Annotated in this window: 17 protein-coding genes; 4 read left to right on the forward strand and 13 right to left on the reverse strand. The window is 62.7% G+C overall.

What is annotated here, in order from left to right:
• Nucleotides 1-60: 60 nt before the first annotated feature.
• The 7 genes from B0G77_RS29430 to B0G77_RS29460 form a co-directional block, all read right to left on the reverse strand.
• Nucleotides 61-774 carry an ABC transporter ATP-binding protein gene (locus B0G77_RS29430; RefSeq protein WP_133665421.1) on the reverse strand — a complete coding sequence of 238 codons (714 nt, stop codon included), beginning with the start codon at nt 772-774 and terminating at the stop codon, nt 61-63.
• Nucleotides 771-1,568, reverse strand: a complete 798-nt coding sequence (locus B0G77_RS29435; protein ID WP_133665422.1) for an ABC transporter ATP-binding protein — start codon at nt 1,566-1,568, stop codon at nt 771-773. The genes B0G77_RS29430 and B0G77_RS29435 overlap by 4 nt, the downstream gene beginning before the upstream one ends.
• Nucleotides 1,565-3,505, reverse strand: a complete 1,941-nt coding sequence (locus B0G77_RS29440) for an ABC transporter permease (protein ID WP_133665423.1) — start codon at nt 3,503-3,505, stop codon at nt 1,565-1,567. Before B0G77_RS29440 ends, B0G77_RS29435 begins: the two co-directional genes overlap by 4 nt.
• 73 nt (nt 3,506-3,578) lie before the next feature.
• Complete coding sequence (locus B0G77_RS29445) at nt 3,579-4,163, reverse strand: amino acid synthesis family protein (RefSeq protein ID WP_133665424.1); 585 nt, start codon at nt 4,161-4,163, stop codon at nt 3,579-3,581.
• Nucleotides 4,164-4,229: 66 nt separating this feature from the next.
• A complete protein-coding gene (locus tag B0G77_RS29450; RefSeq protein ID WP_133665425.1) occupies nt 4,230-4,820 on the reverse strand; it encodes an amino acid synthesis family protein in 591 nt (196 codons plus the stop codon).
• Nucleotides 4,796-5,755, reverse strand: coding sequence for a UPF0280 family protein (locus B0G77_RS29455; RefSeq protein WP_133665426.1), 960 nt, complete (start codon nt 5,753-5,755; stop codon nt 4,796-4,798). The genes B0G77_RS29450 and B0G77_RS29455 overlap by 25 nt, the downstream gene beginning before the upstream one ends.
• A 5-nt stretch (nt 5,756-5,760) precedes the next feature.
• A complete protein-coding gene (locus tag B0G77_RS29460) occupies nt 5,761-7,350 on the reverse strand; it encodes a 6-hydroxynicotinate reductase (RefSeq protein ID WP_133665427.1) in 1,590 nt (529 codons plus the stop codon).
• 265 nt (nt 7,351-7,615) lie between these two features.
• Here B0G77_RS29460 and fdxA point away from each other — a divergent pair, with 265 nt between their 5' ends.
• From fdxA to B0G77_RS29475, 3 genes are all read left to right on the forward strand, one after another.
• A complete protein-coding gene (fdxA, locus tag B0G77_RS29465; RefSeq protein ID WP_133665428.1) occupies nt 7,616-7,939 on the forward strand; it encodes a ferredoxin FdxA in 324 nt (107 codons plus the stop codon).
• A gap of 108 nt (nt 7,940-8,047) precedes the next feature.
• Nucleotides 8,048-9,139 carry an NAD(P)/FAD-dependent oxidoreductase gene (locus B0G77_RS29470; protein WP_133665429.1) on the forward strand — a complete coding sequence of 364 codons (1,092 nt, stop codon included), beginning with the start codon at nt 8,048-8,050 and terminating at the stop codon, nt 9,137-9,139.
• 82 nt (nt 9,140-9,221) lie between these two features.
• Entirely contained in the window at nt 9,222-9,926 is a 705-nt protein-coding gene (locus B0G77_RS29475) for a TetR family transcriptional regulator (RefSeq protein WP_133665430.1), read from the forward strand.
• Between the two features lie 21 nt (nt 9,927-9,947).
• Here the strand turns inward: B0G77_RS29475 and pcaC are convergent, their stop codons facing one another.
• The 6 genes from pcaC to pobA all read right to left on the reverse strand — a co-directional run bounded on the left by pcaC (nt 9,948) and on the right by pobA (nt 15,438).
• The gene (gene pcaC / locus B0G77_RS29480) at nt 9,948-10,337 is read right to left on the reverse strand and encodes a 4-carboxymuconolactone decarboxylase (RefSeq protein ID WP_133665431.1); all 390 of its coding nucleotides are present in this window, start codon (nt 10,335-10,337) and stop codon (nt 9,948-9,950) included.
• Nucleotides 10,334-11,125, reverse strand: coding sequence for a 3-oxoadipate enol-lactonase (gene pcaD / locus B0G77_RS29485; protein ID WP_133665432.1), 792 nt, complete (start codon nt 11,123-11,125; stop codon nt 10,334-10,336). Before pcaD ends, pcaC begins: the two co-directional genes overlap by 4 nt.
• 5 nt (nt 11,126-11,130) lie before the next feature.
• The gene (locus B0G77_RS29490) at nt 11,131-12,510 is read right to left on the reverse strand and encodes a 3-carboxy-cis,cis-muconate cycloisomerase (protein ID WP_133665433.1); all 1,380 of its coding nucleotides are present in this window, start codon (nt 12,508-12,510) and stop codon (nt 11,131-11,133) included.
• A gap of 109 nt (nt 12,511-12,619) precedes the next feature.
• Complete coding sequence (locus tag B0G77_RS29495) at nt 12,620-13,282, reverse strand: 3-oxoacid CoA-transferase subunit B (protein ID WP_133665434.1); 663 nt, start codon at nt 13,280-13,282, stop codon at nt 12,620-12,622.
• Between the two features lie 13 nt (nt 13,283-13,295).
• Entirely contained in the window at nt 13,296-13,985 is a 690-nt protein-coding gene (locus tag B0G77_RS29500) for a 3-oxoacid CoA-transferase subunit A (protein ID WP_133665435.1), read from the reverse strand.
• A 271-nt stretch (nt 13,986-14,256) separates the two neighbouring features.
• Complete coding sequence (pobA, locus tag B0G77_RS29505) at nt 14,257-15,438, reverse strand: 4-hydroxybenzoate 3-monooxygenase (RefSeq protein ID WP_133665436.1); 1,182 nt, start codon at nt 15,436-15,438, stop codon at nt 14,257-14,259.
• Nucleotides 15,439-15,559: 121 nt separating this feature from the next.
• Here pobA and B0G77_RS29510 point away from each other — a divergent pair, with 121 nt between their 5' ends.
• The gene (locus B0G77_RS29510; RefSeq protein WP_133665437.1) at nt 15,560-16,483 is read left to right on the forward strand and encodes a LysR family transcriptional regulator; all 924 of its coding nucleotides are present in this window, start codon (nt 15,560-15,562) and stop codon (nt 16,481-16,483) included.
• Nucleotides 16,484-16,510: the final 27 nt, after the last annotated feature.

Below are 16,510 nucleotides of genomic sequence, written 5' to 3' on the forward strand. Positions count from 1 at the left end.
CTTCTCCTTTCGCCACGTTCGCTATGACAGTGCGGTGCGCCAGTTTCCGCTCCGCAGGCATCAAACGCTCAGATACGCGCGCCTGACTGTTTCGTTCTTCGCGAGTTCGCCGATCGTGCCGCTAAAGCGGATCTGCCCTTTTTCAAGAACATACGCACGATCGCTAACCAGTTCGGCAAAGTGCAGGTTCTGTTCCGACAGCAGGATCGACAGCCCCTCGCGCTTCAGTTCGAGAATCATGTTCGCCATCTGTTCGACGATCACCGGCGCGACGCCCTCCGACGGTTCATCGAGTAGCACGAGATGTGGATTGCCCATCAACGTGCGCGATACGGTCAACATCTGCTGCTCGCCGCCGCTCATCTGCCCACCCGGACGCTTCGGCATTTCGCCGAGATTGGGAAAGAGGCGGAACAGCTTGTCAGGGGTCCATTGCGGCGCACCCTCGCGCGGCGGCTGGCGACCGGCATCGAGGTTTTCCATCACGGTGAGATCGGCGAACACGCGCCGGTCTTCCGGCACGAAGCCCATGCCCATCCGCGCGATACGGTATGGCGGTAACGCAGTGATGTCCGTGCCGCGAAAGCACACCTCGCCCTGTTTGCGCGGCAAGAGGCCCATGACGGCTTTCATCGTCGTCGACTTGCCCGCGCCGTTGCGCCCCATCAGCGCAACCACTTCGCCTCGGCCGACTTCAAGCCCGACATCGAACAGGATGTGGGCGCGGCCATAGAACGCGTTGAGGCCGGACACCTTGAGCATCGGCTCGCTCATTGCAGCGCTCCCTGTGAATCCGTACCGGCAAGCGGCGCGCGAGGCTGGAACGTCTTGCCGGTGCCGAAATACACTTCCTGCACGCGTGCATCGTTGCGGATCGCTTCCCCACTGCCTTCGGCGATCAGCTTGCCGCGTGCGAGCACGATCATGCGGTCGGCGTAAGCGAATACGACATCCATGCTGTGTTCCGTGAAAAGCACGCCAATCTGCCGTTCGGTGACGAGACGTCTGGTGAGCGCCATCAGGTCGTGACGCTCCTTCGGCGCCATGCCTGCAGTCGGCTCATCCATCAGCAGCAGCTTCGGACGGTTGGCCAGCGCAATCGCCAGCTCGATGCGTTTGACGTCGCCATACGCCAGCACGCCACACGCGCGGTGCGCGTCAGCGGCCATGCCGACCTGTTCGAGCAGACTCATCGCCTCGTCCGCATACCAGGACGAGGTCGCTTTCCAGAGACCAAACAGCTTGCGCTCGCGCGAAACCAGCGCCATCTGCACGTTTTCCAGCACGGTCATCGAATTGAACGTCGCGGCAATCTGGAACGTGCGGCCAACGCCCAACCGCCAGATATCGCGCGGACGACGTCCGACGAGTTCGTGCCCGTCGAATACGATCGAACCCGACGACGGGCGCAACTGCCCGTTGACCATGTTGAAGCAGGTCGACTTGCCCGCGCCGTTCGGCCCAAGCAAGGCGAGCAGCTGACCGGCTTCGAGATCGAACGACACGCCGTCGACGGCCTTGAGGCCGCCAAACGACTTCGACAGCCCGGACACGCGCAACAGGCTCATAGGCCCTCCTTCACCGCGGCGCCCGGCGCGCGGGTGCTGGCATCGCCATTTTTGGTGGTGACGTCGTCATCGCCGAAGCGGTCGCGGATAAACCCGACGATGCCTTGCGGAAACGCGATGACGAGCAGCAGGATCGCCAGGCCGAGCAGCGCCTGCCAGTAGTCGGTCTGACGCGCGACCGTATCCTGCAGCCAAGTGAACACCGCAGCGCCGACAATCGGGCCGGTCAGCGTCTGCAGACCGCCGAGCAACACCATCACGAGACCATCGACAGAGCGGCTCACACTGATCACCTCAGGCGAAATCGTGCCTTTCGAAAACGCGTACAGCGAGCCAGCGAGCCCGCAAAACAGCGAGGCAATGACAAATGCCGCCCATTGCACCCGCTTGACGTCGATACCGATCGCCTCGGCCCGCAGCACCGAATCGCGCGACGCGCGCATCGCATAACCCAGCGGCGAGAACAGCATTTTGCGCAGTAGCCACACGCCGATCACAGCACACACCAGCGTCAGGTAGTAATACGCAACGGGCGACGAAAGCCAGGTCGATGGCCATAGTCCAAGAATGCCGTTACTGCCGCCGGTGACGTCATCCCACTGGAACACGACGGACCACACGATCTGCGCGAACGCGAGCGTCAGCATCGCGAGATAGACGCCGGAGAGCCGCACGCAAAACCAGCCGAACACGAGCGCGCCGACCACCGCAAGCAGCGGTCCGAGCAGCAATGCGGCTTCCATCGGCAGATCAAGGACCTTAAGAAAGAGCGCAGCGCCATACGCGCCGAGCCCAAAGTACGCGGCATGCCCGAACGAATGCATGCCGCCCGGCCCCATGATGAAATGCAGGCTCGTCGCAAACAGCACCGCGATCAGGATTTCGACAAGCAGCACGGGCATATACGGAAACGCGTTCGCGGCGAGCGGTGCAAGTGCAAGCACGAGCAGCGCAACAACCGCCAGCACCCGCAAGCGCTTGCCTGCTGGCCGCAGCGGAGCTTCCGGTGCGGCCATCGCGCGTACCGCGGCAGTGGCGCGACCCAGCAGTCCCCAGGGCCGCACGACGAGCACCACGGCCATCACGACGAATTCGGCAACCAGCGTGAACTTGCTCAACGAAAGATCGATGCCGCCAATCGACACGTTGCCGATGCCGATACAAAGCGCCTTGATTTCAGCGATCAGCAACGCGGCGACAAACGCGCCAGGGATCGAACCCATCCCGCCGACCACCACGACCACGAACGCATTGCCGATCGTCTCCAGATCCAGCGACAGGTTCGCCGACATGCGCGGCACCTGCAGCGCGCCACCCAGTCCGGCCAGAAACGCGCCGACAAAAAAGACGCCGGTGAACAGCCACGCCTGATTGATACCGAGCGCGCCGAGTATCTCGCGATCCTGGGTGGCGGCGCGCACGAGCGTGCCCCAGCGCGTGCGCGTCAACGCATACCAGAGGACCAGCAGCACGAGCGGTCCGATGACCATCAGCACGATGTCGTAGGTGGGCAGTGGATGGCCGAGCAGATCGACCGCGCCGGCGAGATGCGGCGCGCGCGGGCCGAACAGATCCTGCGGCCCCCAGATCCATAGCGCCGCGTCGCGAAAGATCAGCACGAGCGCGAACGTCGCGAGGAGATTGAACAACTCCGGTGCCTGATAGATGCGCCTTAGCACGATCATCTCGACAAGGGCGCCCAGCACCGCCACTACCAGCGCGGCCGCAAGCACGGAAAACCAGAAGCCCCCCGCCGTCGCCCCAAAGCGGCTGGCGATGCTGTACGCAACGTAAGTGCCGATCATGTAGAGCGAGCCATGCGCGAAGTTGACGATGCGCGTCACACCGAAAATCAGCGACAGCCCGGCCGCGACGAGAAAGAGCGCTGACGCATCGGCCAGTCCGTTGACGAGTTGTACCAGCAGATTCGAAAGCATCGTTGCCCTCAGCGGCTTGCGATCCGGCGCATCGAAAAAGCTGCGCCCCCTCACACGCTATCAGCGAATTAATTCAGCGCAAACCGTCTTCGCCCTTGATCTCGCTGGCCTGCAATCCGCCGATACGCGGCAGCGGCCGGCCCGACGCCGTGACCGCAACGGCCACGACGATCTCATTCGCACGCGGCGCATCGGAGACGCGTGCTTCGATCGCGTCGAAATGGCTGCGCACATAGGCGGCGTCCTTGTGGCCAAGCGGCACGTCGATTGCGGTGCCAAGCGTGCCGATCTTTTTCGCTGACGGCACCAACGCCGCGCCCTTTTCGACGGCGACCCGCAGCGGCGCGCCGAGCTTCGGATGAAGGATGGCGGCGGCATGCTCGAGTTCGCCCGCTTCGCCGACAATCGCCGCCTTGCCATAACTCTGGGCATCGCCCGGCGCAATGCCAAGCGCTTCGACGCACTTAGTGCCAAGGAGGCCGCCGAGTTCTTCGCCGGCTTCGATCAGCGCGTCGAGTTTCGCCTCATAGCGTCCCGCATAGGGATTCTCGATCACGGCAATCGCTACTGCACGCCGGACCGGCGGTTCGATTGTCTGACCCATTTCAATGCGCGTTTCATCGACCTGCACAACCAGCTTGCGAAGCTTGACTGTCATCTCTCTCTCCGTCATCACCACATTTGTCCCGATGTGCGTCTGAATCGCCAAAGCCGCCCGGCCCGCTTAACGCAGACCGTCCTTGCCGACGATCGCTTCCTTTGCGAGCCCACCGACGCGCGCATGCACGCGCTGCCCCGTACTCATCGCGAGGATATACACCACTTCATTCGCTGTCGGAGATCCGGGCACGCGCACTTCGATTGCGTCGAAATGGCTGCGCACGTAGCTTGCGTTGACATGCGTCAGCGGCACATCGAGCGCGCCGGATGGCGGGCCGACCTTCTTGGTCGACGGCACGATCGCGTTGGTCGGTACCCCATTCTTTTCCAGCAGTTCACGCATCGCATAGCCGCCGGGCACGTGCCACAGCGCGCCGTGTTCCAGCTCTCCCGCCGAGCCGACGATGGCTCCTTTGCCGTAGCCTTCGATCGCCGCGTGCGGCACGTTCATCGCCGCGAGTAGCCGTTGCGCGAGATCGACGCCGATCGGCTTGAGCGCTTCCATGGCATGCTGGATCTCCGGTTCGTAGCGACCGGCGAACGGGTTGGTCATCACCGCGGCAATCGCACCGCGCCGCAGCGGTTGCGCGGGCGCGGGCCCGAACTCGTGAAAAATGTCTTCGACGTGCGTCAGCACGCGGCGTATTTCGAACACGGAGCCTCCGTCTGTTGATTGATCCGACGCGTGCCGCCTGCGCCCGCTGCGCGCAACGTGTCGCCTGGGTGCGTCGTGCCGACGACGCGTGTGCGCCGTTGCAGAAACAGTGCTGCGCCTTCGATCAACCCGAGATCGAAGAGACGCGCCGCTTCCTCCGCGCCGCGCTCGAGCGCGATATCGATCAACGGTTGGCGTAGCACCGGGACGTCGACAGTGACAGGGATATCGCCCAAATCGCTTTCATCCTTCAGCGACGAAGCCGGACGTCGCACGATACCCGCATGATCGACATCGACGGCATTCGCAATCATGGTGGCGGCTGCGTCGGCCTGCGCCGCCGTGGGCGCCAGCACGGTTACGCTATCAGCGATGCCAAGACTGAAGCTGCGGCCGCGCCAGCCGCTTGTCGCAACGCCGCGCACCGGCGTGGCGTAGTCTAGCGTGATGTTCGCATCCAGTGCATCGACGGCGTCGAGTGGCGTGCCACCGAAGGCGGCGAGATCGCTGAACACACCGACGCGGTAGGACTCGTTCTGCCCCAGATGAAGTGCGATGTCGCCGCCGTTATTAATGAACGCACGCCGCACGCCAATTCGCTGGAACGCTTCGATCAGTTCGTCCGCCACGCTGCCTGCGACCGCTGCCATCGGTGTGATGTAGTGCGCTCGATGTGCATGACACGCCCGCCACATTCTGCGCGCGACGGCCCCCTGGCAAGGATTGTCGGCTTGCGCTGCATCGCCTGCGATCGCGCGTTTCAATAGCGGCAGTTCCGACACCAGCTCCGCGAGTACCGTCGTAAACCGCTGCCAGCCTGCTTCATGCGCTGCACGGACGGCGGCTGCATCGCCGTCCGCCGCGACGATCAGGTCGATCGGACCGTGTTGCCAATGCCAGCGCCGGTCGTGGAGTTGCATGCGGGTCGCGTTCATTGCGCTTATCCGAGCATCGGCGGTACGCCGAGCGGCCATGGGTTGTCCGTATGCCGGGCGAGCGTGCGGCGAGCAAGCGGTGCGCCTTCCAGGTGATCCGGCCCGTTCGCCAGCACGCTTTCCAGCGAGCGGACCGCTTCCATATGACCGCCCAGATCGCGATACGCGTCGACGGTCATCGAAAATTCGATCGGCGCGACGATCGCCGGCGTGGGGACCGTGCCGAACGAACGGTCGGGCATGCGCGTCACGTCGACCATCACGGTAATGCCCCCGCCTGGCCACACATAGGCTGGCGCTCCGCCGCATGTCACGTTCACCAGACGCTGCTTGATCGCGCGTGTCAGCAGCACGGGGTTTTCGGTTGCGCCGGCGCGCAGGCTACCGCCCGCGCCGCCGATAAACAGCACCGTGGCAAGCGACGGCTCGCAGTTCTCGCCGATGCGCTCTACCGTTCTTTGCACCACGTCCGGCATCGAAGCCAGCTGCGGTACGAGATTCTGGTCGAGTTCATACCACTGCGCGTGCTCGCCGGTTGTCGACACCATCAACAGACGCATGCCGGGGCGCGCAACTGAAGGATCGAAACCTTCGATGATCGCAAGCGGGTCCTGGATATCCGTGCCGCCCCAGCCGATGCCGGGATTGGCCACCTGAAAATAGCGGCCCGGCGTCGACTTGCGTCCGCGAATCTTCAGACCGGAACGTGTCATGCCAAGGCAACGTCCCGCCTGGTGCTCGGTCAGCACACCGGTAATGTGATCGTCGACCACCACGACTTCATCGACGTGACCAAACCATTGTTTCGCGAAGATACCAATCGTGGCCGACCCGCAACCGACGCGCATCCGCTTTTCTTCGACTCCGTCCACGACGGGCGCCGCGCCCGCGCGAATGACGAGACTCGCGCCGCCGTCGATGGTGAATTCGACCGCTTCCTTGTTCCCAAGTGCCTGCATCATGTCGCAGGTCACGCGGCCTTCCTTCTTGCTGCCGCCTGTCAGATGATGCACGCCGCCGAGGCTCAGCATCTGCGAACCATATTCGGCCGTCGTGACGTGGCCGACAATTTCGCCCTGACAACGCACGTTCGACTGCTCCGGCCCGAGAAAACGATCCGTGTCGATCTTTACCTTGAAGCTGCAGTAGCTAAAGATGCCTTCCGTGACGACCGTGACCATATCGACGTCGTCGAGCTTCGACGACACGATGAAAGGCGCGGGCTTGTAGTCAGGATAGGTGGACGATGCGCCCACGCCAGTGACAAAGAGTGCCTGTTCCTTGACAGGATCCTGCGCGCCGGCCGCTGCACCGAATTCGACCGCGGGCCCTTCCGTTGCCGAAACCGCGCGCGATACGAACACCACGGGATCGACGCGAATCAGCCGGCCACCTGCGTTCGCATAGCGGTCGCACGCGCCGGTGCGGCCTTCCGATATCTGACACAACACCGGACAGGCATTGCATTCGATCTTGTTCGACGCCATCCGCTCGCTGCGCGGCGCCGATTTTTCGAGCACGGTGGGACCAGGCGTCGAGGCCACTTCGCCATCAACCCGCTCCGCACCGAAATCGACCTTCGTATGTTCAGTCATGGTGGTGTTTCCATGCAACGACATTACATTCGGTCCTGCCCGGCTAACGAAATAGCCCCTTTTTCAAGGCACTTTCGTGTGACACGCGACGCTTTTCATTTTGAAAAATGTTGCGGTCACTAACCGTTCGTGTAGTATCCGCTACACCAAACTTGATTGAAATCTACTCGATCAAAATAGACTGCGCAACGTCTTTTCCCCATCGGCCGTCATGCTGCGGCGCGCCAATATTCGCCGCGCACTCTCGTGCAGAAGGAGTTTCGCCGTGACTCATGTCGTGACAGAAGCGTGCATCCGCTGCCGCTATACCGATTGTGTCGAGGTCTATCCGGTCGACTGCTTTCATGCAGGGCCAAACATGCTGGTGATTGATCCGGATGAATGCATCGACTGTGCGGTCTGCGTTGCCGAGTGCCCGATCAATGCAATTTACGCCGAAGAGGATGTGCCCGTTGCGCAGCAAGCTTTCATTGCGCTGAACGCGGAGCTTGCAGGCGCATTTCCCGTGACCACGAAAGCCGAACCGCCGCTCGCCGATGCCGAAACGTGGAAGGACGTCACGGACAAGCTGCATCTGCTCGAGCGCTAAGCCGCCGCTTGTGTCGACTTCGCCCTTTTCTGGCAGTTGCGCGCCGCGGACGCGCGCTGCACGTCGTTCCGTCGTTGTTCCGCACTCTACCGATTGCAGGAGAAACCCATGAACGAGGTTGTCGACCATCCAGTCGAGCATCGCACGCACGCCGAACCGCCATCGCCCATCGAAACCGACGCATTGATCGTCGGTGCCGGGCCGGTCGGCCTCTTCCAGGTGTTCGAACTGGGGCTGCTTGAAATCAAGGCGCATGTCATCGATTCGCTGCCCGTTGTCGGTGGTCAGTGCGTCGAGCTTTATCCGGACAAACCGATCTACGACATTCCGGCAGTGCCGATCTGTACCGGACAGGAACTCGCCGATAACCTGCTCAGGCAGATCGAGCCGTTCGGCGCGACATTTCACCTTGGCCAGGAGGTGCAGATCATCGAGCGCCTGACAGATGGCCGCTTCTTCGTGCGCACGAGTAAGGGCACCGAATTCTTTACGAAGACGATTTTCATCGCAGCGGGCGTCGGTTCGTTCCAGCCGCGCACGCTGAAAGTAAGCGGCATCGACAAACATCACGGTCGTCAACTCTTCTACCGTATACGCGATCCTGAACTGTTCCGCGACAAGGACATCGTTGTCTGCGGCGGTGGGGACTCCGCGCTCGACTGGGCGCTCAACCTCGTTGACATTGCGCAAAGCGTCGTGCTCGTCCATCGGCGCGACGAGTTCCGCGCCGCTCCGGCATCGGTTGCGAAAATGCACGCGCTGTGCGACGACATGCGAATGCAATGCCTGATTGGCCAGATCAACGGCTTCGAGGACCATCACGAAGCGCTGCGGCGTATCAAGGTGGCAGGCGGCGACGGCGTCACGCGCACACTTGAACTCGATCATCTGCTGGTGTTCTTCGGACTCTCGCCGCAACTTGGCCCGATTGCACAGTGGGGCCTCGACATTGCACGCAAGCAGGTTTCTGTCGATACAGAGAAGTTCGAGACGAATGTGCCCGGCATTTTCGCAGTCGGCGACATCAACACGTACCCGGGGAAGAAGAAGCTGATCCTGTCGGGCTTTCATGAAGCGGCGCTGGCCGCATTCGGCGCAGCGCCGTATATCTTCCCGGACCGCAAGATTCACATGCAGTACACGACGACGAGCTCGAAGCTGCACAAGGTACTCGGCGTCGAGTCGCCGGTGTTCGACTGACATCGGCCGGCAGGGCGGCATCGCGTGATACGCGAGCGTGTACCATGCGATGCCACATCAACACTCCGTATCGAGGCTGCCCATGAGTACGACTGCTGCCCGCAAACCAGGCACCCCCGGCATCCGCGCGAAACAGGCGCAGGACACGCGCGCGAAGATCCTGCGAGCCGCTATCCGGGTCTTCGCGAAACAGGGCTATGCGAGCGGGCGCGTCGAGAGTATTTCGAAGGCCGCGAAGTCGCACGACAGGATGATCTATTACTACTTCGGCAGCAAGGAGCAGTTGTTCATCGAAGTGCTGGAAACGATCTACTCGCAGTTCAACGAAGCCGAGAGCAAGCTCGATCTGGATCTTGACGACCCGGCGCATGGCCTCGCGCAGATGGTCGAATTCGTCTGGCAGTACTACCTCGACCATCCGGAATTCGTCACGCTGCTGTCGAGCGAGAACCTGCACCAGGGCAAGCACTCGAAGAAATCATCGAAGCTGCGTGAGATCTCGGGCTATGCGATTTCGGTCGTCGAAAAAGTGCTCGACGCGGGCAAAGAGAAGGGCGTGTTTCGCAAGCGTGTGCAGGCGCGTGATGTGTACATCATGATCGCGTCGCTCGGGTACTTCTATAACGCCAACCAGTACACGCTTGGCGCCTTCCTCGGTGAGCCGCTGATGGACAAGGCGAAGCTCACGCACTGGTGTGAAGTCATCAAGGAAACGGTCTTGCGGGCGGTGCTGCTGCACGTGCCGGTCGACGGCGACACGCCTGCCGTGCCGCCGCCGGTTCGCTGAAAGCCTGGTCAGGTTACCGCGTTACGCCTTCGCGGCATCGTCCTCGCGGAACAGCTTGTCGGCCAGATGAAATGCCGAGTTCGCTGCCGGTACGCCGCAATAGATCGCCGTCTGTATCAGCACTTCCTTGATCTGCTCGCGCGTCACGCCGTTGTTTTTCGCTGCGCGCAGATGTAGCGCCAGCTCTTCACTGCGATTGAGTGCGACCATCATCGCGATGGTCAGTAGGCTGCGCGTGTGACGCGGCAAGCCCTCACGCGTCCAGATCTCGCCCCACGCATAACGGGTGATCAGGTTCTGGAATTCTTCCGTCAGTTCAGTGCGGTTCACGAGCGACCGATCGACGTGTGCATCGCCCAGCACTGCACGGCGCACGTTCATGCCGGCTTCATAGCGTTCGTCGTCGGTCATTGCTGCTCCGTCAGGAAGTCGAGTACGGTCTTCGTGAATACGTCGGCCATCTCGATGTTGGAAATATGCGATGCATCCAGTTCGACATAGCGCGCACCCGGAATCGCGGCGGCGAGTTCCTGACCTTGTGCCGGCGTCGCAGCGAGATCGTGCGTGCCGCTGATCACAAGCGCGGGCACGTTGATGCCAGGTGCTTCCGGACGCAGATCGGTTGCATCGATGGCCTCGCAGTTCAACGCGTAGCCTTCGGCATCGGTATGCACGAACACGTCGCGGATCTGCGCCAGCACGAGCGGCTCGCGTTCGAAGAAGCCTGCGGTGAACCAGCGCGGCAACACCGCATCGGACAGCGTCAGCATCCCTTCCGTACGAGCCCGCGCCGCACGCGGCACCCACACTTCAGGCGAACCGATGCGCGCCGCCGTATTGCACAGCACGACACGATTCAGACGGTTTGCATGACGCGCAGCCAGCGCAACGCCGGTCAGGCCGCCCATCGACACGCCGCAAAAATGCGCGCGCTCGATCTTGAGCGAATCCATCAGGCCGAGCACGTCGCCCGTCAACTGGTCGATCGTGTACGGTCCTTTCGGCGCTGCCGAGTGACCATGACCGCGCGTGTCGTAACGCAGCACACGGAAGTGCTTCGAAAACGCGGCCACCTGCGGCGTCCACATCGACAGATCGCTGCCAAGCGAATTCGACAGCACGATCCACGGCGCGTTGCCGTCCTGTTCACCGTCCACCCGATAATGAATATCGGTGCCGTTCACTGCGGCGTAGGTCATTGCCGTTACTCCTGATCTTTAGCGCGGTTTTCGCGCGCGGTGTAAAGGGCCAGCGCGGCGTCCACGTAAGCGTGAGCCTGGCCGACATACTGCGCAGGGTCGAGCAGGCGCTTCAACTGCTCGACCGGAAGATGTTGCGTGACGTTCGCATCAGCGGCGAGCACTTCGAAGAGCGACCGCCCCGTCTGGACCGCCGACTTCGACGCCTGTTCGACGAGATGATGTGCGTCGAGCCGACCGATGCTGTCGCCAAGCGCAAGCATCACGGATTCGCCGAGAATCAGACCGTGCGTCACTTCGAGATTGGCGGTGAGGCGCTCGACGTTCACGTCGAGACCGGAGGCAATCTGTTCGATATTCGCCAGCGCGCCGCCTGCAAGGCGCGCGAGGTCCGGCAGCGCGTCCCACTCAGCCTGCCAGCCGCCGAGCGCACGTTCGTGCTCCTGGACCATGCCGGCCAGCACCGTGGCGACGAGCCCCGGCGCACGGGTCGCGGCCGTCAGGACCGCCGCGCAGGCGACCGGGTTGCGCTTGTGCGGCATCGTCGACGAGCCGCCCTTGCCCGCTGCCGCTGGCTCGGCCACTTCGCCGAGTTCGGTCTGCATCTGCAGGGAAATATCGCGCGCGATCTTGCCGAGCGTGCCGATCAGCATGCCAAGCACAGATGCGGTCTCCGCGATCCGGTCGCGTTGCGTGTGCCACGGCAGCGTGGGAACGGCGAGTTCGAGTTCTTTGGCGAGGGCCTGTGTCACCGCGGGCGCGGCGTCGCGCAGGCTCGCAAGCGTGCCCGCCGCGCCGCCGAACTGCAGCACCAGCACACGTGCGCGCAGCGCGTCGAGCCGGTCGCGATGCCGTAGCAGCGCGTCGAGCCATTGCGCGAATTTCAGCCCGAGCGTAATGGGCAGCGCCTGTTGCAGCCACGTGCGACCGATCATCGGCGTCGCGCGATGCGTGCGCGCGAGCGCCGCTATCGCTGCGCAGGTCCCTTTTAACTGGGTGTCGAGCAGATCAAACGTGTCGCGCAGTTGCAGGACGGTCGCCGTATCGATGATGTCCTGGCTTGTCGCGCCCCAATGGACGTATTTGGAAGCCTCCGCGTCCACGGCTTTCACGCAGGCAGTCAGCTGCTTGACTAGCGGAATCGCCAGATTGCCGCCGAGCGCGGCATCGCGTGCGAGCGCGTCGGCGTCCAGCTGGTCGGCGTGGCAGGTGGCTTCGATCGCGGCAACAGCCGTTTGCGGAATCACGCCGTGAGCCGCCGAAGCACGCGCTAGCGCGGCTTCGACGTCGAGCATCCGTTGCAGCGTCGAGCGGGGTGACCAGAGGTCGTTCATCGGCTGCGTGCCGCAGATGAGGCCCGTCAGACGGGCACTGGCTTCGAGCATGATGACGTCAACAATCGAAGGAAGGGATGTCGGCCGCATGTGCCGGCAACGTGTTGAGCGCGGCACCGGACGGTATTGTCGCCGAACGCCGCGCGACGGTCATGCCGGACTACGCTGCGCTTGCGGCAGGCTGCGTGGCGTCGATGAGCGGAATGCCGGTCAGCTTCTGCAATTCGGTGAAGTCGATATCGGAGAAAATCTCGCGCACGACGAGACCGTCAGCCGTCACGTCGATCATGGCGAGGTCCGTGTAGATCCGGTCGACGCAGTTCACACCCGTCACCGGATACGAGCATTCCGCGGCGATCTTGCTTTCGCCCTGCTTCGTCAGATGCTCCATCATCACGTACACCTGCTTCGCGCCGATCGCCAGATCCATCGCGCCGCCAACGGCCGGAATCGCATCGGGCGCACCCGTATGCCAGTTCGCGAGGTCCCCCTTGGCCGAGACCTGGAACGCGCCGAGCACGCAAAAGTCCAGATGGCCGCCGCGCATCATCGCAAACGAATCCGCGTGATGGAAATAGGCGCCGCCCGTGAGCAGCGTGACGTGCTGCTTGCCGGCGTTGATCAGTTCGTCGTCTTCCTCGCCTTTGGCGGGCGCGGGGCCCATGCCCAGGAGACCGTTTTCGCTGTGCAGGAAGATTTCCTTGCTTGCATCGAGGTGGTTCGCCACCAGCGTCGGCACGCCAATGCCGAGGTTGACATACGCGCCTTCAGGGATGTCCTGTGCGACGCGCTTGGCCATTTCATCGCGGGTCAGTCGTTTCATGTCAGGTCTCCTTTCAGGCCGCAGCGTTTTGATGCGCTGCCTGCGGTACTTCGATCACGCGTTGCACAAAGATGCCGGGGGTCACGATCACTTCAGGATCGAGTGCACCGAGCGGCACCACTTCCGATACCTGTGCAATCGCGGTCTTTGCCGCGCTCGCCATGATCGGGCCAAAGTTACGCGCGGTCTTGCGATAGATCAGATTGCCCCAGCGGTCACCCTTGAGCGCCTTGATCAGCGCGAAGTCTGCGTGAAGCGGTGATTCGAGCACGTAATGCTTGCCGTCGATGAGGCGCGTTTCCTTGCCCTCGGCGAGTTTCGTGCCATAGCCGGTCGGCGTGAAAAAGCCGCCGATGCCCGCGCCCGCTGCGCGAATACGCTCGGCGAGATTGCCCTGCGGCACGAGTTCCAGCTCGATTTCGCCGGCGCGGTACAGCGCGTCGAACACGTACGAATCGGTCTGGCGCGGAAACGAACAGATGATCTTGCGCACGCGCTTCGCTTTCAGCAGCGCCGCGAGGCCGATATCGCCGTTGCCGGCGTTGTTGTTCACGATAGTGAGGTCGCGCGAGCCCTGCTCGATCAGTGCGTCGATCAGTTCGGAAGGCATGCCCGCCGTACCGAAGCCTCCGATCATGATCGTCGCGCCGTCATTGATATCGGCCACCGCCGACTGAAGAGAATCGAATATCTTGTTGATCATGCCAGTTCCCAGTTGGACGCCTTGCGCCGCGCCGCCCAGGAAGGCCGCGCGACACCGTCTCCGCGTCGTGATGACTGCGCGTCGCCGGGTTCCGGGATACGCGCGATCTGCCCGCTAGCGGCTAATGGCTGTTGACTATTACTTGTCGCCTGCCTGGCCAGCTTGCAATTTGTTCTGCATACGAACACAGATTCGTTTAGCGAACGTTTCCGGCGCATTATGGAAGGTGCCAGAACGGCTTGTCAAGGCGGGGACTTCCCCATGATCCGCATTACGCGGCAAAAGGCAAGCCAACATAGTTCTCCGCAAGCGAGCGCGCAGCCGCCTCAGAAGTCGTCACGTATTTCAGCTCGGACATCTTCAGACGGTTGGCGAACGGCGCGTCGTCGTCGAAAGACGGATGCAGCAAGTTCGTCATGAAGTACGAAAAGTGCTCGGCGCGCCAGACCCGCCCGAGGCATGTCGATGAATAGGCGTCCAGCAGATCGTGGCGGCCGTGCTGATAGCACTCAGCGAACGCTTTTGCCAGCACGCGCACATCGGCGACGGCAAGATTCATGCCCTTGGCGCCCGTCGGCGGCACGATGTGCGCTGCGTCGCCCGCCAGGAACAGGCGCCCGTATTGCATAGGCTCGGTCACGAAGCTGCGCATCGGCGTCACGCTCTTCTGCGTGATCGGGCCTTCGCCGGGTGTCCAGCCATCTTCGCAGGCAAAGCGCGTGTGGAGTTCGGACCAGACGCGCTCATCGGACCATTGCGCGAGGTCTTCGTCGGGACGGCATTGCAGATAGAGGCGCGTCACCGTCGGCGAGCGCATGCTGAAAAGCGCAAAGCCGCGCTCGTGATGTGCGTAGACGAGTTCATCGAGGGTGGGAGGGGCGTCGGCGAGAATGCCGAGCCACGCATAAGGGTAAACGCGCTCATAGGTGCGCAGGACATCCGCGGGAATCGCAGTGCGCGAAATGCCGTGAAAGCCGTCGCAGCCGGCGACGTAATCGCATTCGATTCGCTGCGCGGTGCCGCCATGCGTGAAGTGCACCTGTGGCGAACCGCTCGCGACGTCATGCAGCGACACGTCGCCAACGTCGAAATACAGCTTCTGGCCGTTCATCGACGCAGCCGCGATCAGATCGCACACGACCTCGTGTTGCCCGTACACCGTGATCGCCCGGCCGCCCGTGAGTGAAGCGAGGTCGATGCGATGGCGCTGTCCGTCGAACAGCAGTTCGATGCCGTGATGCACCAGACCTTCGCGCTTCATACGCTCGCCAAGGCCAGCCTCATTGAGCGTATCGACCGTGCCCTGCTCCAGCACGCCTGCCCGGATGCGGTTCTCGCAGTGCTCGCGCGAGCGGGTTTCGATCAGCACCGAATCGATGCCCTGAAGCCGCAGCAAATGAGAAAGCAGAAGTCCCGCCGGCCCTGCGCCGACGATGGCGACCTGGGTGCGCATGTTCGTCTCCTGATCATTGATTCGAATAATGAAAACGATTCTCGGCGCATCCCTCAATATGCGGCAATGCGATTTTGAGGATATTCTGTATCCGTCTTTGAGATAGTCATCCGCCGCAGTCATGCCTGAACTCGACCTGAACCTGATCCCCTACCTCGTCGCGATGGAGGACACGCGCAACGTGAGCCGCGCTGCGGAGCGCCTCGGCGTCAGCCAGCCGCGCGTGAGCACTGCGCTGGGCCGGCTGCGCGAGTATTTCGGCGATCCGCTGTTCGTCCGCACGTCGCGCGGCATGGAGCCCACGCCCCGCGCGCTGGCGCTCATCCCGGCCGCGCGCGAGGCGCTCGGACGCATCGAGAAAGGCATGCTGGAGTCGCAGGATTTCGATCCGGCAACCTCGACGCATACGTTCTCGCTCGCGCTATCCGACGTCGGCGAGATCGTGTTCCTGCCGCGTCTGCTACAGCTCTTCGCCGAACGCGCGCCGCATGCGAATCTGCGATCGGTGTCGTTGCCGCCGGCGCATGTCGAACGCGGGCTCGAGTCAGGCGATGTGGACCTGGCAGTCGGTTACTTTCCCGACCTCTCGGGCAACAACTTCTTTCAGCAGCGGCTCTTCACGCATCGCTTCATCTGCCTGCTTCGCAGCGGGCATCCGCTCGCCCGCGCGCCGCTCACGGTGCAGCAGTTCATCGATAGCGGACATGCCGTCGTCCGTGCCGAAGGGCGCAGCCAGGAAGTGCTCGAACAGTTTCTGGAGAAAAAACGCATCCGCCGTCGCGCCGTGCTGGAGACGCCGCACTTCATGAGCCTGCCGTTCATCCTCGCGCGTACGGATCTGATCGCCACCGTGCCGCACGCGATCGGCTTCGCCTACGTCGCCGAACACGCGTCGATCACGATCGTCGAGCCGCCTTTGCCGCTGCCACGCTTCGATCTTCGGCAACACTGGCATCGCAAGTTTCATAACGACCCGCGCGGGAGCTGGCTGCGCAGTGTCGTCTCTGAGTTGTTCAACGACGCGATGGACGAATGGCCCAAGTAACGAAGCGCGCCAAAACATGGAACAATG

Source organism: Paraburkholderia sp. BL10I2N1, assembly GCF_004361815.1.
GTDB lineage: Bacteria > Pseudomonadota > Gammaproteobacteria > Burkholderiales > Burkholderiaceae > Paraburkholderia.